At 44.2% G+C, this 22,665-nt stretch carries 17 protein-coding genes and 1 pseudogene; 11 read left to right on the top strand and 7 right to left on the bottom strand.

What is annotated here, in order from left to right; genetic code table 11:
* The first annotated feature begins 14 nt into the window (after positions 1–14).
* Positions 15–1,073, top strand: a complete 1,059-nt coding sequence (locus ACYIA1_RS14400) for a sensor histidine kinase (RefSeq protein ID WP_005866587.1) — start codon at positions 15–17, stop codon at positions 1,071–1,073.
* Positions 1,070–1,765, top strand: coding sequence for a LytR/AlgR family response regulator transcription factor (locus tag ACYIA1_RS14395; protein ID WP_005866589.1), 696 nt, complete (start codon positions 1,070–1,072; stop codon positions 1,763–1,765). The genes ACYIA1_RS14400 and ACYIA1_RS14395 overlap by 4 nt, the downstream gene beginning before the upstream one ends.
* 65 nt (positions 1,766–1,830) lie before the next feature.
* Here ACYIA1_RS14395 and ACYIA1_RS14390 read toward each other — a convergent pair whose 3' ends face one another.
* The 6 genes from ACYIA1_RS14390 to ACYIA1_RS14365 form a co-directional block, all read right to left on the bottom strand.
* Positions 1,831–3,024 (bottom strand): esterase, encoded by a 1,194-nt coding sequence (locus ACYIA1_RS14390; RefSeq protein ID WP_195319783.1) that lies wholly within the window; start codon positions 3,022–3,024, stop codon positions 1,831–1,833.
* A gap of 65 nt (positions 3,025–3,089) precedes the next feature.
* Positions 3,090–4,298 carry a hypothetical protein gene (locus ACYIA1_RS14385; RefSeq protein ID WP_008780629.1) on the bottom strand — a complete coding sequence of 403 codons (1,209 nt, stop codon included), beginning with the start codon at positions 4,296–4,298 and terminating at the stop codon, positions 3,090–3,092.
* Between the two features lie 63 nt (positions 4,299–4,361).
* Complete coding sequence (locus ACYIA1_RS14380) at positions 4,362–6,215, bottom strand: DUF349 domain-containing protein (protein WP_057326052.1); 1,854 nt, start codon at positions 6,213–6,215, stop codon at positions 4,362–4,364.
* 217 nt (positions 6,216–6,432) lie between these two features.
* Positions 6,433–7,668 (bottom strand): sodium ion-translocating decarboxylase subunit beta, encoded by a 1,236-nt coding sequence (locus tag ACYIA1_RS14375; protein WP_122368910.1) that lies wholly within the window; start codon positions 7,666–7,668, stop codon positions 6,433–6,435.
* Positions 7,668–9,593, bottom strand: coding sequence for a biotin/lipoyl-containing protein (locus tag ACYIA1_RS14370; protein WP_005861011.1), 1,926 nt, complete (start codon positions 9,591–9,593; stop codon positions 7,668–7,670). The genes ACYIA1_RS14375 and ACYIA1_RS14370 overlap by 1 nt, the downstream gene beginning before the upstream one ends.
* Before the next feature lie 18 nt (positions 9,594–9,611).
* Positions 9,612–9,908, bottom strand: coding sequence for an OadG family protein (locus ACYIA1_RS14365; protein WP_008773957.1), 297 nt, complete (start codon positions 9,906–9,908; stop codon positions 9,612–9,614).
* A 333-nt stretch (positions 9,909–10,241) separates the two neighbouring features.
* On the opposite strand from ACYIA1_RS14365, the gene ACYIA1_RS14360 reads away from it, so the two are divergent.
* Positions 10,242–11,207 carry a tetratricopeptide repeat protein gene (locus tag ACYIA1_RS14360; RefSeq protein WP_480335626.1) on the top strand — a complete coding sequence of 322 codons (966 nt, stop codon included), beginning with the start codon at positions 10,242–10,244 and terminating at the stop codon, positions 11,205–11,207.
* A gap of 23 nt (positions 11,208–11,230) precedes the next feature.
* On the opposite strand, the pseudogene ACYIA1_RS14355 reads toward ACYIA1_RS14360, so the two are convergent.
* Positions 11,231–12,175 (bottom strand): annotated as a pseudogene (locus ACYIA1_RS14355) (Rpn family recombination-promoting nuclease/putative transposase).
* Positions 12,176–12,699: 524 nt separating this feature from the next.
* On the opposite strand from ACYIA1_RS14355, the gene ACYIA1_RS14350 reads away from it, so the two are divergent.
* The 8 genes from ACYIA1_RS14350 to ACYIA1_RS14315 all read left to right on the top strand — a co-directional run bounded on the left by ACYIA1_RS14350 (position 12,700) and on the right by ACYIA1_RS14315 (position 22,576).
* Positions 12,700–13,920 carry a hypothetical protein gene (locus ACYIA1_RS14350; RefSeq protein ID WP_147378375.1) on the top strand — a complete coding sequence of 407 codons (1,221 nt, stop codon included), beginning with the start codon at positions 12,700–12,702 and terminating at the stop codon, positions 13,918–13,920.
* A gap of 20 nt (positions 13,921–13,940) precedes the next feature.
* Positions 13,941–15,878, top strand: a complete 1,938-nt coding sequence (locus ACYIA1_RS14345; RefSeq protein ID WP_480335623.1) for a fimbrial protein — start codon at positions 13,941–13,943, stop codon at positions 15,876–15,878.
* A 23-nt stretch (positions 15,879–15,901) separates the two neighbouring features.
* Positions 15,902–18,058 carry a hypothetical protein gene (locus ACYIA1_RS14340; protein ID WP_480335621.1) on the top strand — a complete coding sequence of 719 codons (2,157 nt, stop codon included), beginning with the start codon at positions 15,902–15,904 and terminating at the stop codon, positions 18,056–18,058.
* Positions 18,059–18,397: 339 nt separating this feature from the next.
* Positions 18,398–18,550 (top strand): 50S ribosomal protein L34, encoded by a 153-nt coding sequence (gene rpmH / locus ACYIA1_RS14335; protein ID WP_005633099.1) that lies wholly within the window; start codon positions 18,398–18,400, stop codon positions 18,548–18,550.
* A 150-nt stretch (positions 18,551–18,700) separates the two neighbouring features.
* Positions 18,701–19,327 (top strand): PASTA domain-containing protein, encoded by a 627-nt coding sequence (locus tag ACYIA1_RS14330; RefSeq protein ID WP_005861027.1) that lies wholly within the window; start codon positions 18,701–18,703, stop codon positions 19,325–19,327.
* 4 nt (positions 19,328–19,331) lie between these two features.
* The gene (locus ACYIA1_RS14325; protein WP_005861030.1) at positions 19,332–20,411 is read left to right on the top strand and encodes an RluA family pseudouridine synthase; all 1,080 of its coding nucleotides are present in this window, start codon (positions 19,332–19,334) and stop codon (positions 20,409–20,411) included.
* Positions 20,412–20,413: 2 nt separating this feature from the next.
* The gene (locus ACYIA1_RS14320; RefSeq protein ID WP_022191919.1) at positions 20,414–21,406 is read left to right on the top strand and encodes a D-alanine--D-alanine ligase; all 993 of its coding nucleotides are present in this window, start codon (positions 20,414–20,416) and stop codon (positions 21,404–21,406) included.
* Between the two features lie 6 nt (positions 21,407–21,412).
* Positions 21,413–22,576, top strand: coding sequence for a 1-acyl-sn-glycerol-3-phosphate acyltransferase (locus ACYIA1_RS14315; protein WP_009018407.1), 1,164 nt, complete (start codon positions 21,413–21,415; stop codon positions 22,574–22,576).
* The last annotated feature ends 89 nt before the right edge of the window (positions 22,577–22,665 follow it).

Here is a 22,665-nt window from a genome sequence, read left to right as displayed (position 1 = left end):
TAGACAAATGGTTTATGAAAAAGATATATAAGTGGATATATGCCTTGATTTTTGCGGTCTCTTTGTATTCTTGTATCCGCTGGGTAACGGATTATACGAAAGAAGGACACTACTGGACACAGTCCTTGGGGAATAGTATCCTAGAGATCGTGATTCTAATCTTTGTCTCTTATTTGTTTTTTATTTACTTTGGAAGCCAGATCGAGAAGAGCCGAAGAGCGAAAGAACCGAATAGGTGGAAATTTGTTTGGAGATCGTATGGAATGCCTTTCTTATTTATTATATTGGGTGTGAATGCTACGTTGGCAATAACCCGTATATTTATCGGTGATACTTTCCATATGGACGATATAATAATCGCGAACGTGATAGGGAGCTTGTTTGCGTTTATGGTCTATAATGTTCAGCGAGCTCAAGTATTGGATAAAGATTACGCTGAGCAGCGTATCCAACTGGAAAAGATCAAGAATGATCAATTACAGACGGAATTGAAGTTCTTGAAATCCCAATATCATCCTCACTTCTTGTTTAATGCGCTCAATACCGTTTATTTCCAGATTGATGAAAGTAACAAGGCGCCTCGTCGCACGTTAGAGATGATATCCGAACTCTTGCGTTACCAACTGTATGGCGGTAATCAGAAGGTCAGTATCCTACAAGAAATTGATTATTTGAAAACTTATATAGCTTTGCGTAAGCTTCGTATGAGTGAACGCCTGCGGTTGCGTGTAGAGTTTCCGCCCGAATTGAATGAACTGAATATTTATCCGTTACTCTTCCTCCCGTTGGTAGAGAACGCTTTTAAATACGTAGGTGGCGATTATCAATTGGATATTATCATGAAATGGGAAAATAACCGGATCAGTTTGTTTATACGAAACTCCATCCCCGAGCTTTCAGCGGAGGACGAAGCGTTGCGTAAATCGGTGGATGAACGGCAACGTAAAGGCATCGGTCTGGTAAATTTACGCCGCCGATTATCTTTATTGTATCCCAATAAGCACCGTTTGGAAACCCGGAAAGAAGAGACTGAGTTCGTAGCGGAATTAATGATTGAAATAGAAGATATATGACAATAACCTGCGTGATAACAGATGATGAGCCGATGGCCCGTAAAGGATTGCAATCGTATGTGGAGCGAGTGGATTTTCTCTCCTTGACCGGTGTATGTGAGGACGCTATCCAATTAAATACTCTGTTGAAAACTCAGCAGCCGGATTTACTTTTGTTAGATATCGAGATGCCTTATCTTTCCGGTTTGGATTTATTGGCGACCTTAAACCAGCCTCCCAAAGTGATCGTTACTTCCGCTTATGAGCAATATGCCTTGAAAGGGTATGAACTGGATGTCGTGGATTATTTGCTGAAGCCTATTTCCTTTGAGCGTTTCTTAAAAGGCGTGAATAAGGTGCACGACCTGTTGGCTCGGGAGAATACGCCGGATGCGGATGCCTCGTTCTTCGTGAAAAGCGAGAAGCAAATGCGTAAGATCTACCTAAGAGATATCTTATTTGTAGAGGCGTTGGAAAATTATGTTAGTATCTATACTACTTCCGGTAGAGTATTGACCCATTCAACCTTGAAGCGGATCGGGGAATCCCTACCCGATGATCAATTTCTCCAAACGCATAAATCGTATATAATTAATGCGGATCGTGTCGATCTGGTAGAAGGGAATAGATTACGTATCGAATCCTATCAAATCCCGATCGCCCGTAATCTCAGAGATGTTGTATTTAAGCGTATCCTTAAGAATACGTTGTAATTATATGACTGTAGCTAGGTCATAGAGACGCGGCACATGCCGCGTCTCTACAACTGGGTATTTTGCTATTTGAATAACATTGGGGCGAATTTTGTGAGGTAGATGCGCCAGTTCTTCCAGATATGGCCGCCGTCGCTCTCGTAGTATTCGTATTTGTAGCCGCTATCGTCTAGTTTCTTGCGATAGTCTACGTTGTTCTTGTATAAGAAGTCGGTTTTACCGATAGCGATCCAGTATAATTTCGGGTGCTTGCCGAATTGTACTTTCAGCTTCTCATCCATATTCTGGTAGATGGGAGATTCGGAGCCTTCGCGGGGGAGGATAGCGGCAGAGAATAATCCCACGTAATCGAACATATCCGGATATTGCTTAGATATATGCAAAGAATGGAAACCACCCATGGAAAGTCCGGCTATCGCACGGCAGGATTTCTTCTTTTCCACACGGTAATTGCTCTCGATAAACTTAATGACATCCGGGAAGCTGCTTTCCATGCTACCCTCCATGGTTTTAGGTAGTTGCATATTCGGCTTAACTAAACCTAGGCTGGATTCTCCCGGAGCGGCCTCTTGATCCGCGTTTCCGTTTGTCATAACCACGATCATCGGTTTTGCCTTACCTTGGGCGATCAAATTGTCTAAGATCTGGGCCGTACGTCCTAAGGCGATCCAAGCTTCCTCGTCGCCACCCATGCCGTGTAAGAGGTAGAATACCGGATATTTTTTGCCACTTGTCTCATAGCCAGCCGGCGTATAAACGGTAATACGGCGGGTCTTTCCCAATGTCGGGCTCTCATACCAACGGCGAGCGACCGTTCCGTGAGGAACATCATTAACGCTGTATAAATCGCCCTGTCCACCCTTGATGATAAAGATATTCGTAACGGATGCCACGTCACGGTTCAGATAGACATTATTAGGATCTGTAGTCTTTAATCCATCGACAATGAAGGAATAGCTATATAATTCGGAGGGAAGAGGTTCCGGTGTGGTATATTCCCAAACGCCTTCTTTACCTTCCTTTAAATCAACGGTACCGGGTACATCCACTAAACCGAACTGAGTCTCCATCTTCTGTGTGGGAAGGAAATCTCCTGTTACCTGCACCTTGATCGCTTTGGGTGCCATGAACCGGAAGGTTACGGTGTTATCCGGATGAATCTCCGGAGAGATGATGTTCTGACTACCCCAAAGGGCTTGTTGGGCGAACGTGATCACGCTGATCAGCATGAATACGGCCAAGATTGATAATCTTTTCATAATGATAAATTTATTAATGGTATTACTGAGGTCTAAAGATTTTTACAAATGTAATGAATAATCTGTTATATGAGCAATAAATAGGCTCGATAATGTGTGTCTTTCGTGACGGGGCATAATGAGAGGTAGCCTTCTTGAATCCTTCCATTCGCAAAGCGAAGTGGATAAGTCTCAGACATGAGGCGGTGTTTCTCGAGAGCTTCTCCGGCTTCCTTCTCGTAAGAAACCCGGTAATCGCCAACAGCCCTAGGCGCTACATAATGCTGGAATAGACGTAAAGCGACCATTCCCATCGTGTACCGCATATTGATCTCAATGCAGGGATGAATAGCGAAAGATCCATCCTTTTGTCTATAGACCAGCATATCCACACCTATACAGCCCGCGTAAGTAGATCCGTACACTTCTTGTAATACAGAGCGTACCGCCTCTTGGATGCGGGAATAGGTTTCTTCGCCCGTGAATCGGGTGATGCGAGAGAGCATGGTGGATTGTTCCTCTAGGATGTTGCCTGTATAGGAGCCTCGCTCCTCGGTATTGAAAACGGATAATCCCTCGTAACGGACAGTACCTTGCCCGTCGGAATAAAATTCCATGGCGAAATCCTGTACTTTGTCTAATCCGCTTTCGATGCTGATCATTCCTTGTTTGTTGAATGCGCCCTCTATCCAGTTTTTCGTTTTTGTATCCGGTTTTCGTTTCTCTACCCATAGCAATCCCCGTCCGGAAGAGGAATAGGGTGTTTTTAATACGAAGGGAGCGTTGCATAAGAGCATGTATCTCTCCACCTCCCGGATTTTCGTGCAGAAACGAGGCGCTACCGGAATAGGGAGATCGGGTAGGAGGGCCTGTATCTTTTCCAGACATTCCGCCGCCGTTTGCCTACCGGTAAGGCGAAAATAATCCTCTTTCCAAGTCGGGACGGATAGCCGGACTTTTGCCTTGTCCCTCAACTGCTCGAATAAATGAAGACTATGCGGGGAAAGTCCCCACGGGGCCGCGTCCATAGGAGAGAGGTAGGGAGCGTTTTTCACCAGCATCGCTTTTGTTACAGGTATAGGAGCCGGGTGTAGGTCTTTGGGCAAATGGGCGAAAAACGGAGGGGTTGCCTTACTATCTTCCAGATAGACAAAATCATCCTCTTCCGCATACCAAACCGGCAGCAGCGCCAAGTCTTTTTGCATTTTACGGACATTTGTCGGTGCTGTGTAGTTCTGTGTCCCTAAAAGTACGGCCGTCTCGTGGCCGGGATTGAAATAATGTATCCGTGACATAAAAGCGTAAAAACAACAAAGCCGTCTTTTTAAAGGACGGCTTTGCTCGGGTTTATGAGATTGTTATTCCAGATTCTCGTCGATGGCATCGATCTTCTTGACTGTTAAAGCCATATCCTCTTTCAGTTTTTCGATCTTGCGTTCCATTTCTTTCAGTAAACCGCCGCCGCCCTTGGAGGAAATGCTTAGGAAGCCGATGTTGTTCTCGTAAGTCTGAAGCTCGTTCTTCATGCGCTCGTACATACGCATCAACTTATCACGCTCGCTGAACAAACGGCCTTTACCTCTTTCGCCGCTGGTCATCTCGTTTAGGTTGTTGCGGAACGACTGCATCTTGCGATCGTTCTGGTCTACCTTCAAGCGATCGAATTGTTGGTCAACCGCCTCGTGATATTCCTTGTAGATCTTATCTTTCTCCTTGAACGGTACGAAACCGATAGTGTTCCATTCCGCCATATAAGACTTCAAGGTCGTGATAGCCTCATCATGTCCAAGGCTCTCGTCCATGCCCTTAATCTTAGCGATCAACTCTTTCTTAGCGGCCAAGTTGGTCTGCTCTATGCTCTTTTGGGAAACAACGTTCTTATTCTTTTGCTCGAAGAAATAATCACAAGCCGAGATAAAACGTTTCCAGACAGCGTCGGAATGCTTACGGGCTACCGGTCCGATCGTCTTCCATTCTTTCTGCAAAGCGATCATCTTATCCGTCGTATCCTTCCAGTCCGTACTATCCTTCAAAGCCTCGGCTTTCTCGCATAACGCACGTTTAGCGTCGAGGTTTTTCTCCATATCGCTCTTGATCGCCTTGTAGAACTCGCTCTTCTTCTCGAAGTAGACATCGCAAGCGGCACGGAAACGTTCGAATATCTTTACGTTATATTTTTTCGGAGCGAAACCAATCGTCTTCCATTTCTCTTGCAAGCCGATTACCTCCTTATTCTTTTCTTCCCAATCCTTAAACGATTTCAACGCGTTGAAATCAATCGCCTCGATTTGTTCGCAAATCACGGTCTTCGCATCCAGATTCTCCTGCTCTTTCGCTTTCAGTTTCTCGAAGTGCTCTTGGTGACGCTTATTGATCACGGTTGAGGCAGCTTTGAAGCGAGCCCATAAGTCCTCACGTAACTCTTTCGCTACCGGCCCGATCTCACGCCATTGCTGGTGCAGCTTCTGAAGCTGGTGGAAAGCGGAGATAACATCCGGCTCGTTACCTAGTTTCTCTACGGTTTCGCACAAGGCGGTCTTCAATTCCAGATTCTTCTTGAAGTCGTAATCACGGAACTGATTGTTTATCTTGATAATATCATAGAATTTCTCGGTGTAGATCTGATAGTTCTTCCAAAGCTCGTTCACGTGCTCTTGGGGAACGGCCTTCACCTCTTTCCATCTTTGTTGGATGTCCTTGAAAGAGTTGTATAATTTATTGAAATCATCTTGGCTTTCGCAAAGCTCTTTCAACTGGTCGATCAACTGCAATTTCAAAGCGTAGTTAGCGGCCTTTACACGCTCTTCCTCGGCGAGGATAGCGGCTCTTTTCTCTTTATAAGAGGTGAGCAAATCCTTGATCTTGTTCTCGGTTTCGTCAGCGGGGGCTGTAAAATCCTTTTCTTCGCCACCATCAGCGATGAATACTTTCTTAAGCTCTTCCACCTCGTTACGACGGATCTTGTAGTAAGCCTGTTTCAAAGCCTCTACTTCTCCACGGGAAGTCTCTACGGAAGTCTCAACAAGTTCGGTTAACTTAGCGAGAATTTCTTCTTTGGTTAATTTACCTGCGGCAATAGCAGCGTCCGCCTCCGCTGTATCGTTGGCTTCAACGTCTGCGGTAGCATCGATTTCCGGCGTCTCAACCGGTTTTTTAGTTTCTTCCAATTTCCCGGCTTCTTCCGGCAAATTAGTCTCAAGAGTGTCCTTCATATACAATCGCTTTTAAGAAAAGGATAAATACATTCCTATATCAAGTCACAAATTAAACTAAATATTTTTGGATTACAGCATTTCGGGGAAATTATTTATCTAAAAAGTCATTTTGGATACTAATAGATGTTAAGGCCGGGCTATTTCTCTTGATTCCGGTTGTAGAGACGGGGCATGCCCCGTCTCTACACCGTCTACTTATACTATTTAATCTCATTTATCCCAAGAAGGAAATCAATACGCCGGCAGCTACCGCCGAGCCGATCACTCCCGAGATATTACTAGCCATGCAATATTGCAAGACATGGTTCTTCGGATCATATTGCAACGCGATCTCATTCGCCACACGAGAGGCCATGGGTACAGCACTTAAACCCGTGGCTCCGATAAGCGGATTGATTTTCTTCTTAGTGAACAAATTGAAAATCTTAACGAAGAAGATACCTCCGGCGATAGACAAGGCGAATGCCAAGAAACCGCCGATTACGATGCCGATCGTTGTCAGGTTCAAAAACGCCTCTGATGTCATGGTAGCTCCGACAGATAATCCAAGGAAGATCGTTGCAGCGTTCATGATGCTGTTGGAAGCCGCATCGAACAGGCGGAACGTATTTGTCCCGATCTCTTTTATTAAGTTACCGAACATCAGCATACCGATCAATGGAACTGAGCTAGGGACGAATAAGGCGACTACCGTGGTTACCACGATCGGGAATATGATCTTCAATACACGCAAGTTCTTGATCTCCGTGTCGGAAGGAAATTTCTTCTCTTGCTCTTTCATGTTGATCCGTAACTCATCCTTCGTACACAATAGTTTAACTACCAAAGGAATGATAACTGGAACTAAAGCCATGTAAGAATAAGCCGCGATAGCGATCGGGCCTAATAAATGAGGCGCCAACTTAATGGTCGTGAAGATAGCCGTCGGGCCATCGGCACCTCCGATGATTCCAAGAGATCCGGCTTCTTTCGGTGTGAATCCCATCAAGATCGCTACCAAAAGCACCGTGAAGATTCCCAATTGGGCCGCGGCGCCGAAAATGGATAGGCGAAGGTTGCGGAGCATCGGGCCGAAGTCGGTCAACGCACCGACACCCATGAAGATAATCGGCGGCAAGAAGCCCGTCTTGATCAACATATAATAGATGAAGTTCATCAAGCCAAGTTCGTGGGCGATATCATGCAACGGCATTTCCCAGATGTTTCTCATCACGCCGTGTACATTAATCAACCCATTCTCATCCGCTTGAATCACTCCCATATCGCCTCCGGGGAAATTGGCGAGCAATACGCCGAACGCGATAGGCACGAGCAATAGCGGCTCGTATTGTTTCTTGATACCGAGGTAGAGCAATACGAACGCTATGGCATACATGATCAAGAACTGCGGTTCAGCAATGATATTGCTGAACGCAGTCATCTCATATAAGTTTTGAAATATCTCGTTCATTATTGAATCGTCATTAATACATCATCCTCAGATACGGCATCACCGGAAGACAGGCAGATCGCCGTGATCGTTCCCCCGAACTCGGCACGTACGGCATTGTATGTTTTCATGGCCTCCACGTAGCAAAGGACATCACCTTCTTTCACTACGTCGCCTACCTTCACCGGTGTATCGGAAGCGTTCTTTATAAGGAAGAATTTACCTTCCAGCGGAGAAAGCACCTCTTTTCCAGCGCCTGCGGGAGCATTTGTTGTCTCCGGGGCTGTCGGGGCGGGAGCCGCTGTCGGTTTAACTTCCGGAGTCGCGCTGTTGGTATCACCAAAAGCGACGGTCACACGGTAAGCTTGCCCGTTTACATCTACGGTCATGACTTGCGGAGTAGTCGGCATCGTTAATGCAGCGGCAGGTGCCGGAGCCGGTGCGGCTGGAGTGGCGGGTACCGTCGGTTTACCGGCGTTCGCTTTCTCTGCCTTACGTTTTGCCACGTCTGCCTTAAACTCGACCTTGGCCTTTCCGGAGCGATATGCCTCGTATTGAGCGGGGTGCATGGCGTATTCGAAGAGTTCTTCCTCATCCTCGCCAACTTCCCATTGCTTCTCGTTCATCAACTTTCGATACTTATCCAATGCGTCCGGATAATTGTCTTGAGGATTGCCCTCGAAGAACTGGCGGCCTTCGGCCTTCGCCTTCTCGACGATCTCGGGAGCCAACGGGCCCGGAAGACGTCCGGCCTTTCCGAGGATCATATCCCAGATATCGTCGGCGATCATGCTCCAGCGGGCTTTCCCCTTCTCCATCTGCATGACGTTCATCAAAGCTAGGTTCTTCACGTATTGGCTGAATGGAGTTACCAATGGAGGATAACCGACACGTGGCCATACGTAAGCTACCTCGTCGAACAACTTGATCAATAACTGGTCTTGAGACATCAGCGGTTTGTTGTTCTTTATATTGCTCTTGTTGATCGTCTCTAGGTTCTTCTCAAGGTCCGCCATCAAGCTACCCATCATACCGCCCGGAAGTCCCGGTCCGATCAGCAAGGAATTCATCAACCGGTTCTTCGGGCTGATATACAATCCCAAGAAATCATCCATGAATTCTTGAACCAAGGCACGAACCTTCATATAAGCCTCCATATTGATCTCGGGCACCTTATAACCGGCGTCCTTCAACATCGCCTGTACGGTCAGCAAGTCCGCATGTCCTGTACCCCAAGAAAGCGGCTCCATACCTACGTCGATATAGTCGCAACCTGCGTTACAAACCTCCATGATGGAAGCTACGTTAAAGCCGGGACCGGCATGGCTATGATATTGGATCGGGATCTCTGGATATTTTTCCTTGATATTGGCTACGATACGGCCTAATGTGTACGGACGTCCGATACCGGCCATATCCTTGATACAAATCTCATCCGCTCCGAGCTCGATCAACTCGAATGCCATCTTGGTATAATACTCAACCGTATGTACCGGAGAATGCGTGATACACAAGGAGCATTGTGAGATCATACCGGCCTCTTTCGCGTATTTAATAGATGGGGCGATATTCCGTACGTCGTTCAAACCGCAGAACGTGCGGGCGATATCCGTTCCCTGCGCTTTCTTTACCTTATAAAATAGCTGACGTACATCGTCGGGTACCGGGCTCATGCGAAGGCCGTTCAACGCGCGGTCCAACATATGCGTCTGGATACCTGCCGCATGGAAAGGTTTTGTCCATTCACGGACCGCTTTATTAGGATTCTCGCCGAATAATAAGTTGACTTGTTCAAATCCTCCGCCATTCGTTTCCACCCGGGCGAAACAGCCCATCTCGATAATTGCCGGAGCGACTCTGGTTAGTTGGTCTACGGTCGGGACATACTTTCCGGCAGATTGCCACATGTCTCTGAAGACCAAACTGAATTTGATTTCTCTTTTCATGATATTAATATGTATTATTTATACTTTCTCAATTTTGATAACTTTCCCCTGTCCACGGGTCACGGCGCTGATTGCCGATACGATGGCGGCTGTCTCCTGTCCGGAAAGACTGCCGATTGCGGTGGTTTGCGTTGGAGTGGCCGTTTGTACCCGAACGGCTGCCGCTACTGGTTTCTTCGCTATGATCTCTTCCGGTGCGTATTTATTCACCAAGACGATAAGTCCTTTTCCCAGATTGATAACGATCAAAAGGATAGCAAATACGGTGGTCATTCCAACTACCATTAACAAAAGTCCTGTCTCTATATTCTCCATATTCTATATTTGTGGCTAGCTTAAAAGGTTTCTACAAAGGATTGAGCAACTTTCAGCCAAATTAAAAACAATCGCAAAATTATAAAATACTGGAAAACGATCTGTTACATTTTAATTAAAAAAATGAAAATAAATAAGCGAAACGGCCTTTTCGGTGAATGATTGTCAGCTTGAAAAAACATGTACGTGTTTTCCGAAAAACATGTACGACTTTTTCCAAAAACACGTACGTGTTTTTTCCGGCGCTTGTACGGCTGAAAATTCAAATATATTACCGTAACTTTGCGGTGGAATTCTAATAATGTAAAACTATAATAATTAAGGAATAAGACCATGGGAAATTTCTTTACATCTTTATTCTCTTCTTCCAAACCGGCCGAGGCGACGGAGGATAAGGCGAAGAACGAGCAGAAGAACTTTGATATCTTGAAATACGACGGCGTACGTGCCCAGAAGATGGGAAAACTTGTTTATGCGATCAAATGCTTTACGGAGGCACTGAATATACAGGAGGATTTTGAGACGATGAGCTATCTCGTTTCCGCTTATACGATGGCGAACGATCTAGGGAAAGCCGAGGATGTGTTGAACCGGATGGTTGAGATGGAGCCGGATCATATCGCTACCCGCTTGACTCGCGTTAACTTATTGTTTATGTTGGATAAGGATGTGGAGGTCATAACCGATTGTTTGCACGTGATCGAGCTAGAGCCTTCTAATCATGTCGCTTATTTCATGATGGCAAAAGCGAAGAAAGCGACGAATGACGTATTTGGCGCTATCGCCGACCTGACGAGATCGATCTCCTTGAAGGAGGATTTCGCCGATTCTTATTTATTGCGTGCGGAGATTCTTTTAGGACTGGGACAAGCTAAAGAGGCGCTGCCCGATGTGGAGAAAGCGATCGAGATCGTGCCGGAGGAGGAAAGTTCTTATTTATTGAGAGGACGTATTCATATGGCTTTAGGGGATATCGAGGCCGCGAATTCTGATTTCCAGCAGGTCCTAGATCTAAATCCGTTTAATGAGGACGCTTGTATCTTATCTGGTCAGTTACTGATCGAGCAAAAGAAATATGACGAGGCGATCGCTTTCTTCGACGAGGCGATCGAGACGAATCCGTCTTTTGCCAAGGCTTATAGTGAGCGTGGGCGAGCCAAGAATCTGAAAGGTGATAAGACCGGTGCGTTCGAGGACTTGAAGAAATCTTTGGAACTGAATCCAGAAAGCGAGGAGGCCCAGAAGATGAACGGACAGCATTCGAATTTCGATGATATGTATAAAGGGGGAATCTTTTGATTCCCCCTTTATATAAATAGGTATTAGCAATTCGCTATTTCTTCCGGAGAAAGCCCTGTGCAATTCGCTATGATCTCTATGGAAAGCCCTTGCTTTTTCAAGTTGGCGGCAATTTGACGTTTCTCTAGGTTCTGTCCTTCTGCAATACCCTCCGCTCTACCTTCTGCTCAGCCTTCCGCTTTACCCTCTGCGATGCCTTCTGCTCTGCCTTCCGCTCGTCCATCCGCATGCCCTTCTATCCATCCGGTCTCGATGACGCTCTTTTGATATCGAAGGGCTTCCATGTGGGCGTAGTATTGGCCCTTCTCGGAAGGGCTGAGTTTATCGATCCGTAACTTCTCCCGTGCTTCCGGCAATCCTTTGGCGGTGGCATGTTCATCTATTTCTCCTGTTTTTAGGAAATAGATCCATTCGTCGAGGGGTGTTTTCGCCAGTTCGTCAAACTCGTTGACACGTAATACGTAATATTCAGGAAAAATATCGCCGGCTTCTTGTTTGACGAATTGTTCCCGTTGGCGGGTGGATAGTTTCAATATATCGTCAAAATGAATACCTTTGAATTGGGTCTTCCCGTGATATACGTAATCTTTTCCCTGCCCAAGATCGAAATAGATAATGTTTACGGAGTAGATTTTCTTGATAGTACCGTATTTCTCTCCCTCATGAATATACTCGGTGACTGCCTTGGATGTGCCATATAGCATACGGTGAAAATAATCTAGCTCCCGGTTGTTTTGTACCTCGATGATTACCAGCTCGCCTTTACTGTTTTCTGCCAATACGTCTACGCGGTTGAACTTGTCCTCGCTATCCTCTTTGTTACCTTCGCTTTCTAGGATGCGGACAATAATCACGTTTTCCCCGAGAAGGGTGGATAAAAGACCTTCGAGGACTACAAAATTGGACTTTTGGCGAAGTAAACGTTTGATCGCCCAATCGAAACGTACTAACGATGATTTATTTTTCATAGTTATCTTGTTTATTTGTTTATACTTCCACAAAGATAATGAATTAAACGATTATCTTTGTTCCTATTCATAAAAAAGCAACCATGACCTATAATGTTTCTCTGGCAGCATGGGTATCTCTATCGAAATGATAGGATTCTCTATCGTTTATTTCAACAAACCTTAAATTGCTAGTTTTACCCCTTAAAGTTGAAAGTTCCGCCTATTCCATTCATTAATGTATCCATTTAATTTTGTCAGTGTAAAAAAATCCGCTAGCCTGTCCTTGGGAACTTCGTTCCGATAGGACTATATAACCTATCCTAATATTAAATCCTTATATTATAGTCTCTTATGCAAATCAATCCACTTTGGAGAAGAACTTATGAAAATTATCTTTACCTATTCTCAACAAGGTAAAGAGTTGATTCAGTCTTGTATGTCTTCTTTACTCAAGCCTGCCTAGACCTTCGTCCTATCGGAACTAAAACGATCCTTATATTCTAGACAATAAGGAATAAGTTAAACGAATAAAATATAGGGGTATGAAAATAAGGATAATAATCTCAAGTATTTGCTTGATGCTACTAGCGATCTCTTGCTCGATGGGGGATGAGGTGCTGGATGAGGTAGGCAAAGTTGTTACAGAGGAAGAATCGAGGATGGATATATATGCGGAATTCGACTTGGCTTTAACAGGTGGCACTCTACAAACTAAATCAGTAGGTACAGAAGCTCCGGATAATAATAAAACAACAGAAGGAGTTATCAATAGCTGTTATATAGCGGCATTCTTAGGGGGTGAAGATGCGTTAACAAACGGAAGTGAAATAATAGCCTCTGCTTTCTATAATACCTATCAAGGAGGTGATGCGATAGGCTCTGCACCTACGAAAGATAATCCTAATATTTATGCGTTGGGAAACCATATGATTATTAAGATTCCTGTAAGAAACGCGGATGCGACAGATAAACCTAAAGTGACGTTTGTGGCGGTCGCTAATATATTATCGGCCGATGCAAAAAAAGATCTGGATGGATTTGTGGCAAACTGCAAGACTTACGGTGATATATTGGGACGAAGAATTACTAAGACAGATCCTAATATCTTCGTGAAGTTCGGTTCAGCAACTATATCTGATTATAAAGTGCGGGAGAAGGTATTGGATGAATGTGTTGAGGGAGAGAATTGTACCAAGGTTGAAATACCGGTATATCAACTTACGTCGGCTATTCAGTTGGAGGAGTTTAAGGTAAATAAGAAGGTACAAACTGGAACAGATTCGAAAGGGGAACCTGTTTTCAAGGAAGAGACGGTACCCGATGCTAACGTTGTAAGCGTTTCATTATTAAACGCCGTTACTAGCACATATGTTAAAAAGGCTGATCCTAATGTGATTCTGAGATCTTCTCCTGTAGGTCCGCTTTCTGTAGGTGATGATAATCCTTTTCATCCGGATTATAATGATTCGAGTGTATCCCCAAAACCAACGTATGAGAATATTAGCGATATTCGTTTTTATACATATGCGAATGAAAGCAATGACGTGAATAAACAAACGGCATTGAAAGTCGTATATACGGTGAATGGAGTGGAATCTACAAGTACATTTAAGATAAAGACGGACGGCGCAGCCTGCGTACAGCCGGGGAATATATATAAACTGTATGTGACCATTACGAATGGCACGGCAGAAGGAACCTGCACGGTAAACGACTTTATATCGAATACGGTAACAGGAACTTGGGAAGAAGTAATAAAATAAACGGGTAAAATTAATAAGTTATGAGATTAAAGAATATACTATTTACGATAGCTGCCACGACATGGCTATTCTCTTCTTGCTCAGAGGAGACATTGGTTGACGGACCTGTTATAAGTGGAGGAGAGGAGGCTACGATATCGGCTACTTTGTCCATAAATAGTGTGGAGACAAAGGCTGCTGCGAATGAAGAGAATCTTGGTTATGAGACTCCGGTTAGTGACGACGAGAAGCTAATCAATAACTATGTGATAGCCGTGTTTGATGCCGCGGGAACCAATGTGGTAGGTTTAAAAGCCGAAACGTTGAGTGAGCCGGCGACGGAGTTCACGGTAGAGGTGTTGGCCAAGTGCGATGGAATATCTGCGCAAAAGATATTGACGATCGCTAACTTAACAAGCGCTCAACTTGACGCATGTAAGGCTTATACTACGTATGCGAGGTTTGAAGAATTGGTCGCACGGCAAACAGAGGCTTTCCGTTCTGGAAATTTGATGAAAGTGGCTCTGCAAACGCAAAAATTAAACAAAGGTAAAGTGAATAGCTTTGATATTAAGCTGGATCAATTGGTGGCTCGTGTGGATGTATCTTTTAACTTTTCTGATGAAGGAACAGGGGCCTCTTTCGAGATTACTTCTTTTGATGTATCGAAGTTGAACAATCAATCAACTGTATTACTTGTAGAGAAAGGTATAACACCAACAAATACCGAAAATATCCAGTCATCCATTTCATGGACAAAAGGCGATAATGGCACTTCATTGAAATCATTCGCTTTTTATACTTATGAGAAAGTGACCTCAAATGATTCTGTTATAATAAAAATGACCGGTCTATTAAAAATAAGCTCGGATGATAAGGGTTCGGTGAAGACTTATCAATTTAGGCTTGATCCTGTAAAAGAGGATGACTGCAATACGACAGGCATTGTGCATGGCAATAGCTATGACGTGGTTGGTACGATCAGCTTATCATCAAAGACCGTTACGTTTGGGGTTACGGCTGCGGGATGGATAAATAAGTCAATCAATGCGGAGATTGGCAATGTGAATTATTTATTCGTATCTGAGCGTTTGATTTATATGCCTAATATTAATGAATATACATTCTCTTATGCTTCCAATCAGAAGGTCTCTTTCTCTATCGAATCGGTTAAATATACAGGTTATGATACGAGTGGGAATAAGGTTGATGGTCGTTATGCGGAATCTGCGAATCAATATCCTCAGATTGAAATTACACCGAATGGTACGGATAAAGGATCTGTTAAGGTATCGATGAAATCTGTCCCTATAAATTATGTACCTACCTACATAACATTAAAGATAAAGACAACTGATAATAAATTGTCGGAAACTGTTACGATTATTCACTATCCGACTCCTTATGTAGAGGCGTTTCAGAACAATGGGGGGAATGATTATGGTGGAGTTCCTTCGTCTTTGCCCGGAGGACGGCACACTGATCTCAGCCAAAATAATTACAATGTCTTTAGTGTTACGTCGATCGCCTCTGGTAAGTTTATGATTGGAGATCCTACGGCAACTGGGGATATAGCAAAATATGGTACTTTTTCTACTGTTACGGGTGTGAGGATAACAGGGCGTGACGCAAAATCCAACAATCTGGTATCTCCTAAGTTTATAATTGCGTCTCAACGAGGTATCACCAATCAAATTAGCCAAAGTGGGGCGGAAATGCGTTGTCATTTATATAAGGAATATTATGACAAAGATGGTGATGGTGTAAAAGAGTTAATGACAGATTGGCGTGTCCCTACTCTGGCCGAGTTGAGATATATCGCAACGCTGCAAAAAGACGGAAATAGTGCGGTGAAGTCTTTATTGGAAGGTAGTTATTATTGGTCTGCTTTAACCAATTATGAGGTACAAATGTCGAATGCGAATGCGCATGAGAATAAGAAAGAGCAATATGTGCGCTGCGTACATGATATTTATTAATTAACCTATTAAATATAAGAGCTATGTCTAAATATATATATAACATTTTGGTATCTCTTTTGTTCTTTTCGGCTTGCTCCGTGGAAGATACATTAGGAGATTATACGATAAATGGAGGCGATGAGTCTTCGGTGGCGGTGGTTTTCTCCGTAGACGTACCTTCGGTGTCTGTGTCAACGAAAGCTTCGGTTCCAATTGCGGATGATGGGATTTCTAGTTTGAAATTAGCCACATTTGATGGTTCGGGAAATTTATTGGAGGTTGTTGCCGCTAAGTCTGCTGGAACGACAGGGAGATACATGGCATCTATCTCTAAAGAAACCCGTAAAATACATTTTGTCGCTAATTATGATGCTGATTTAAGCGGAGCGGCTGGTGATTATTTTTATACGGCGGCTACGCAAGAGTATTTATTCTGGAGAGAAATGTCTTTCAATGGTGAACCGGCGTCCGATCTTGGATTAGGAACGAGTAGTCTTGAGTTGTATCGTAATTGGTCTAAAGTGGTTGTGGATTTGGATGAGAAGGCAAAATCGTCATTAAAAGAAGTCTCTTTTTACCTGTATAATAAATCCACATATGCTACATTGGGTACGGAAGCGATAGGAACGATTAATGTTCCGGCGAGTAACGGCCATGTAAGCCCAAAAGAAGAGCCAACCTCTTCTTTTGTCGGAGTCGGGGAGGCCGATTATGCGTTTGAGAATAGTAACCAAGGGGATAATCCTACTTTTGTTATAGTGAAGGGTAAATTTAATAATTCTCAATCGTTCTCTTATTATAAAGTAGATTTAAGTGTTACGGAAACAACGGGAGAATCGAGCGTGTATGACATTATTCGAAATTATCAATATAATATTACAATAAAGGATGTTACAAGAGTCGGGGTGTCGTGGGATGAGATTATTGTTCCGGGTAGGGTTGCGGACTATAATATCATAACCTCCATGGAGTTGATTAAATATCCATCCATCTCTTTTGAGGATGCAGCTCTTTCCGTATCGAAGACAACCTATATTTTTGTGAATAAAGGGGGTAGCCAATTAAAAGCGACAGCTACTTATCGTGAAATCAGTGGCTCAACATCGACGGTGAAAAATAGTGAGTTGAAGCTAGGTACATCGGATGAGAAGCTCTATGATATAGTGAATGGTTCTATTTCTTTGAATAAATCAAATGGTGTTATCACGGCTAGTATCAAGGGGGCTGGGAATGCGGAGCAAAGAGCCGCTTTTTATGTCATGGCTGGTAAATTGCAGCGTAAGATTGATTTAATATTACGTCCTGCTTATAAATTCACTCGCTTTGAGGCAAATCCTTCAATAATAGAAGGAGGGATTGGTTCTTCCACTGTTTTAACTTTTGCGACGGAAGAAGTGGATGAATCTGCTTATCCGTTTGAGGTTAAAATTAAAACTAATTATTTGTATGCTGTAGATGATGGTGTTCGGATTGAGACGACAGGAAATGGTGAATATTATTATGTTTATGTCGTAAAGAGTTACCAAGAGTCTTATAGTTTGAATTTTAAGACAAATGCAGATGTGTTCGAGGAAACTCCGGAAATTTCCGCTGATTTGTTTGATTCAAAAACGTGTACGGTGAAGGCGGTAGCTCCAAAGGAGACTAAGGTTTCGGGTGTAATGACATGGAATATCGGTAATAATTCTTCTGTTAAAACATTTAATATCGATAATGTATATATTTCTTGGAAGACTGAGCATGCGAATGGAGCGGTTCAGTTGGAAGGTGGTACATACGAGTTTGTCGTGGATGGAGAGTTGAATAGCGACGATGAAATTACTTTCTCCTATAATACGGGAACAGTTTATGATAATGGATCAGTAACATTTGAGTATAAGGGGAAACTGTCGAATGTTCAAGGAAAAACAATTCATTTGATGCCGATACGTATTGTGGGTACATTGAAGTATAATAATAATAATGTTCCCAAAGATACAAAAGTTGAAGCACTAAATGATAATAAGAGTTATGGATCTGTGATTGTGGATGAGAATGGACATTATCAGTATGATTTACCTGCAAGTGTTACTTTGGGTAAGAAGGTTAAATTTAAAGCTGCGAATATAGGAGGTAAGTCTTATATTTCCGATGAAGTACCTTTGATCCGATGGATTAATGGTGGTAAGGATGGATTGAATATGACTATGAGTAGATAATAACGGGTTCCCATCCATCATGTGAATGACGGATGCGGGGAGCGTGCAGCACACAATGGATTGAATTTGTTTTACACATAGGCTGCACCTCCTCCCCGGCCCTTTACCTCATATAGCATTCGTGCTTTATCGATGCCATTCATTCCGTAAGGAGATGAGCGGCATCGCTTTCTTCATTTGCCGATGACGTTAACTTACTTGCCCCATGCAGTTAACTTGCTTTGGTCTGATATCAAAGGTTCTTGTGTAAAAAATTGCGCAACCCTTTGTTTATTAAAAAAAAGGCTCTATCTTTGCAGCCCGAATAAGTATGCGAATAATAATAAATAATATAGAAAGATGAAAAGAACATTCCAACCTTCCAACAGAAAAAGAAAGAACAAGCATGGCTTCCGTTCTAGAATGGCTACCGCTAATGGCCGTAGAGTATTAGCTTCTCGTCGTGCTAAAGGCAGAGCTAAATTAACGGTATCTGACGAATACAACGGATAATTAGTCACGTTCTAAAGATTTATAAAGAAAGTAGAGGTTTTTTCCTAAAAAGCCTTTACTTTCTTTGTTTTTGTAGTATTGCTCTGGTGGATATTGGTCTATATGCCGTTTTTTTTCTACTTTTGAACCGCCTACAAATACATACGTGAAATGAGTAACTTTTTTGTAAAACTGATAAAGAATCCGTTTGTCATCAATCTCTTGTTGGTGATAGTCGTGTCGTGCGGCGTTGTTTATGGCGTACTGGCGTGGCTGGATTCTTATACCCGCCATAATCAAGCGGTGGTCGTTCCGGACGTGAAAGGAATGAAGCTAGAGGACGCCGCCGAGTTTTTCGGGAATAATAAGCTACGCTATAACGTGATCGATTCCGTATTCTCGAAAGATGTGGCTCCGGGCTCCATCGTGGAGTTGGTTCCCGGTGTCGGATCGAAGGTGAAAGAGGGGCGGATCGTCTTTGTTACGATTAACGCGTTGACCTCCCAGATGGCCGTGATACCGGAGGTGGAAGACTTATCTTTCCGTCAGGCGTATGCCTTGCTGCGGGCCCGTGGCTTCTCGTCGGTCGAGATAGAGTATGTGCCGGGCGATTATAAAGATTTGGCGATGGGGGTGGAGTTAAACGGGCGTACCTTGCTCAAAGGGGAACATGTACCGTTGACCGCTCATCTGGTATTGAAAGTAAGCAGTGGCGATCCGAATATGCTTCCCGACTCATTGGCTTTGGATAGTATTCCGGTAGAACCATTGGATAGTGATATAGAAAACTGGTTTTAAGGGAATGGACGAGTTTTTGGACGATATGGATGATGAACAGGTAGACGACCTGTTGATGCCGGAAGAAGACGAAACATCGTCGAGCCAGATGTATGAGCATTTCCGTTTCGTAGCGGACAAGGGGCAATCCCTGCTCCGGGTGGATAAGTTCTTGGTAGACCGTATGATGGGCGCTACCCGTAACCGCATCCAATTGGCGGCTGAGGCGGGTTGTATCTTGGTGAACGATAAGCCGGTGAAAAGTAATTACCGGGTGAAACCTTTGGATGTGGTTTCTATCGTGATGGATCGCCCACGCCGGGAACTGGAGATTATCCCCGAAGATATCCCTTTGAATATAGTATATGAGGACGATGATTTGCTGGTGGTGAATAAGCCGGCAGGCTTGGTCGTACATCCCGGTCACGGTAATTATACCGGTACGTTGGTGAATGCCTTGGCTTATTATTTGAAGGATGATCCCTATTATGATCCTTCCGATCCTCGTTTAGGCTTGGTACACCGTATCGATAAGGATACGTCGGGCTTATTGGTGGTGGCTAAACGCCCGGAGGCCAAGAGTAACCTAAGCCTGCAGTTCTTCAACAAGACAACCAAACGTAAATACCGTGCCTTGGTATGGGGCATCGTTCAAGAGGATGAGGGGCGTATCGAGGGAAATATCGGTCGTGATCCTCGTGACCGTATGCAAATGACCGTCTTCCCGGAAGGCGATCAAGGCAAGACTGCCGTCACCCATTACACCGTGTTGGAACGTTTGGGCTACGTGAGCTTGGTGGAGTGTCGTCTGGAGACGGGGCGCACGCACCAGATCCGTGTACATATGAAATATATCGGTCATACGCTTTTCAACGATGAGCGGTATGGCGGACATGATATCTTGAAAGGAACAACTTTTACTAAATATAAACAGTTCGTGCAAAACTGTTTCGCTATTTGTCCACGTCAGGCCTTGCATGCTAAGACGTTGGGGTTCGTTCATCCTACTACGGGAGAGGAGATGTTTTTCGATTCCGAGATTCCTTCCGATATGCAGCAGCTGATCGACAGATGGCGTGTATACGCGAACACTAAAGAACTATAAAAATGAAAAAGAACATCGCTATCGTAGCAGGGGGAGATTCCTCCGAGATCGTTATTTCATTAAAAAGTGCGGACGGAATCTACTCTTTTATTGATAAAGACAAATATAATTTATATATTGCCATCGTTAAGAGGGATGAGTGGGCGGTTATACTTCCTAGCGGGGAACATACACCAATTGATAAGAATGATTTTAGCTTCAAGGAGAATGGCGTGACGAGGCATTTTGACTTCGCTTATATAACGATACACGGTACTCCGGGCGAGGACGGACGTTTACAAGGATATTTCGATATGATCGGTATGCCTTACTCGTCTTGCGGGATGCTGGTGAGCGCTTTGACATTCAATAAATACGTATGTAATCATTACTTGAAAGACTTTGGTGTAAAAATTGCCGCATCCATTCATTTATTCAAGGGAGAGACTATTACGGACGAAGAAGTCGTGACTCGTTTGGGTTTGCCTATTTTCGTGAAACCAAACGATGGGGGTAGTAGTTTTGGCGTGACGAAGGTGAAAGAGGTCTCCGCTATCCAGCCCGCTATCGCTAAGGCGTTTGGGGAAGGACGTGAGGTGATTCTTGAGAGCTTTATCGATGGAACGGAAGTGACATGCGGTTGCTATAAGGTGGAGGGTAAAGAGGTTGTCTTTCCTTTGACCGAGGTGGTTACGGATAACGAATTCTTCGATTTCGACGCAAAGTATAACGGGCAGGTGGACGAGATCACTCCGGCCCGTATCTCCGCCGAGTTGACGGAGTTGATACAGCGCAAGACATCAAGGATCTACGATATATTGGGCGCCAAAGGACTGATTCGTGTGGATTATATTATTCCGGCAGACGGGGAGCCTGTCTTACTGGAAATAAACACGACACCGGGAATGACGGCTACCAGCTTTATCCCACAGCAAGTACGTGCGGCGGGATTGGATATAAAGGATGTCATGACAGACATTATTGAAGACGAACTCAAAAACAGAAAAACAAAATGAATAGATATGGATACAGAAACAGTTTCCCCTAATTTCGACGACATCCGTCCGCTGAACAACAGTGAGGTGAAGGACGCGATTGAAAAATTGGTCGCCAATGAGGATTTCGAGCGGGCTTTACGTTACATAAAGCCGAATTTGAATTGGGAGGAATTCTCAGTTGCCATGCGTGCTTGCAAGACGAAGGAGGAGTTTAAATCTACTCTGGCCTATGACGCTGTAATGACGGTGGCGAAAAATACTACTTTCTCGCTTACTATCTCAGGGCGTAGCCGTCTGCCGAAAGATAAGGCGGCCTGTACGTTTATCTCGAACCATAGGGATATCGTATTGGATGCCTCCTTCTTGAATGTCATGTTATATGATGTGGGGTATGGTATGACGCAGGTCGCTATCGGCGACAATCTTTTAATCCGTCCGTGGATCGAGACATTGGTACGCTTGAACAATAGTTTTATTGTGAAGCGTGGTGTTTCTGTTCGTCAGATGTTGGAGGTCAGCAAGACGCTTTCCGCCTATATCCATCATGCGATCAAGAATGTGAACGAGTCTGTATGGATCGCCCAGCGTGAGGGACGTGCTAAGGATTCGGACGATCGTACGCAGGGTAGCGTATTGAAGATGTTGAGTATCGGCGGCGATAAGGATAATCTGTTGTTGAATTTGATGGACTTGAATATCGTACCGGTCGCTATCTCCTACGAGTTTGATCCTTGCGATTTCTTGAAGGCGAAAGAATTCCAGATGAAGCGGGATGATCCGGATTACGTGAAATGTCAGCGGGATGATTTGTTGAGCATGGAAACGGGTATCCTGAATAATAAGGGTCGTGTCCACTTCACGATCACTTCCCCGATCAATGATTCCTTGGCTAAACTGGACAAGGATATGGAGAAGAATGAGCTGGTAAGCGCTATCGCGTCCGTTATCGACCGGGAGATCTATAAGAACTATCGTTTCTATCCGTGCAATTACGTGGCGTATGACTTACTGAACGGCACTCGTCGTTTCCAAGAACATTATGGTCCGAAGGATAAGAAGCAATTCGAGGAATACTTGCAAGGACAATTGGATAAGATCGTCCTTCCGAACAAGGATGAGGCGTTCTTACGTAAGAAGATCTTAGAGATGTACTCCAATCCGCTGAAAAATTATCTGACAACTTTATAAGCGGCCTTTATCGGCTATGCGTAGCGGTTCGTACTTGATCCGCCCTTGATCCCCTCTTTCCGGCAAGCATGCCACCTTCGGGTGGCAGC

It is taken from the genome of Parabacteroides sp. KHUB-02 (genome assembly GCF_056640955.1).
The sequence above is the reverse complement of the archived record's forward strand: the minus strand, read 5'-3'. Positions and strand labels throughout refer to the sequence as shown.

What these genes read in the sequence shown, in the direction of transcription:
- ACYIA1_RS14400 (WP_005866587.1), top strand. Translation starts at nt 15, where the DNA reads ATGAAAAAGATATATAAGTGGATATATGCCTTGATTTTTGCGGTCTCT.
- ACYIA1_RS14395 (WP_005866589.1), top strand. Translation starts at nt 1,070, where the DNA reads ATGACAATAACCTGCGTGATAACAGATGATGAGCCGATGGCCCGTAAA.
- ACYIA1_RS14390 (WP_195319783.1), bottom strand. Translation starts at nt 3,024, where the DNA reads ATGAAAAGATTATCAATCTTGGCCGTATTCATGCTGATCAGCGTGATC.
- ACYIA1_RS14385 (WP_008780629.1), bottom strand. Translation starts at nt 4,298, where the DNA reads ATGTCACGGATACATTATTTCAATCCCGGCCACGAGACGGCCGTACTT.
- ACYIA1_RS14380 (WP_057326052.1), bottom strand. Translation starts at nt 6,215, where the DNA reads ATGAAGGACACTCTTGAGACTAATTTGCCGGAAGAAGCCGGGAAATTG.
- ACYIA1_RS14375 (WP_122368910.1), bottom strand. Translation starts at nt 7,668, where the DNA reads ATGAACGAGATATTTCAAAACTTATATGAGATGACTGCGTTCAGCAAT.
- ACYIA1_RS14370 (WP_005861011.1), bottom strand. Translation starts at nt 9,593, where the DNA reads ATGAAAAGAGAAATCAAATTCAGTTTGGTCTTCAGAGACATGTGGCAA.
- ACYIA1_RS14365 (WP_008773957.1), bottom strand. Translation starts at nt 9,908, where the DNA reads ATGGAGAATATAGAGACAGGACTTTTGTTAATGGTAGTTGGAATGACC.
- ACYIA1_RS14360 (WP_480335626.1), top strand. Translation starts at nt 10,242, where the DNA reads ATGGGAAATTTCTTTACATCTTTATTCTCTTCTTCCAAACCGGCCGAG.
- ACYIA1_RS14350 (WP_147378375.1), top strand. Translation starts at nt 12,700, where the DNA reads ATGAAAATAAGGATAATAATCTCAAGTATTTGCTTGATGCTACTAGCG.
- ACYIA1_RS14345 (WP_480335623.1), top strand. Translation starts at nt 13,941, where the DNA reads ATGAGATTAAAGAATATACTATTTACGATAGCTGCCACGACATGGCTA.
- ACYIA1_RS14340 (WP_480335621.1), top strand. Translation starts at nt 15,902, where the DNA reads ATGTCTAAATATATATATAACATTTTGGTATCTCTTTTGTTCTTTTCG.
- rpmH (WP_005633099.1), top strand. Translation starts at nt 18,398, where the DNA reads ATGAAAAGAACATTCCAACCTTCCAACAGAAAAAGAAAGAACAAGCAT.
- ACYIA1_RS14330 (WP_005861027.1), top strand. Translation starts at nt 18,701, where the DNA reads ATGAGTAACTTTTTTGTAAAACTGATAAAGAATCCGTTTGTCATCAAT.
- ACYIA1_RS14325 (WP_005861030.1), top strand. Translation starts at nt 19,332, where the DNA reads ATGGACGAGTTTTTGGACGATATGGATGATGAACAGGTAGACGACCTG.
- ACYIA1_RS14320 (WP_022191919.1), top strand. Translation starts at nt 20,414, where the DNA reads ATGAAAAAGAACATCGCTATCGTAGCAGGGGGAGATTCCTCCGAGATC.
- ACYIA1_RS14315 (WP_009018407.1), top strand. Translation starts at nt 21,413, where the DNA reads ATGGATACAGAAACAGTTTCCCCTAATTTCGACGACATCCGTCCGCTG.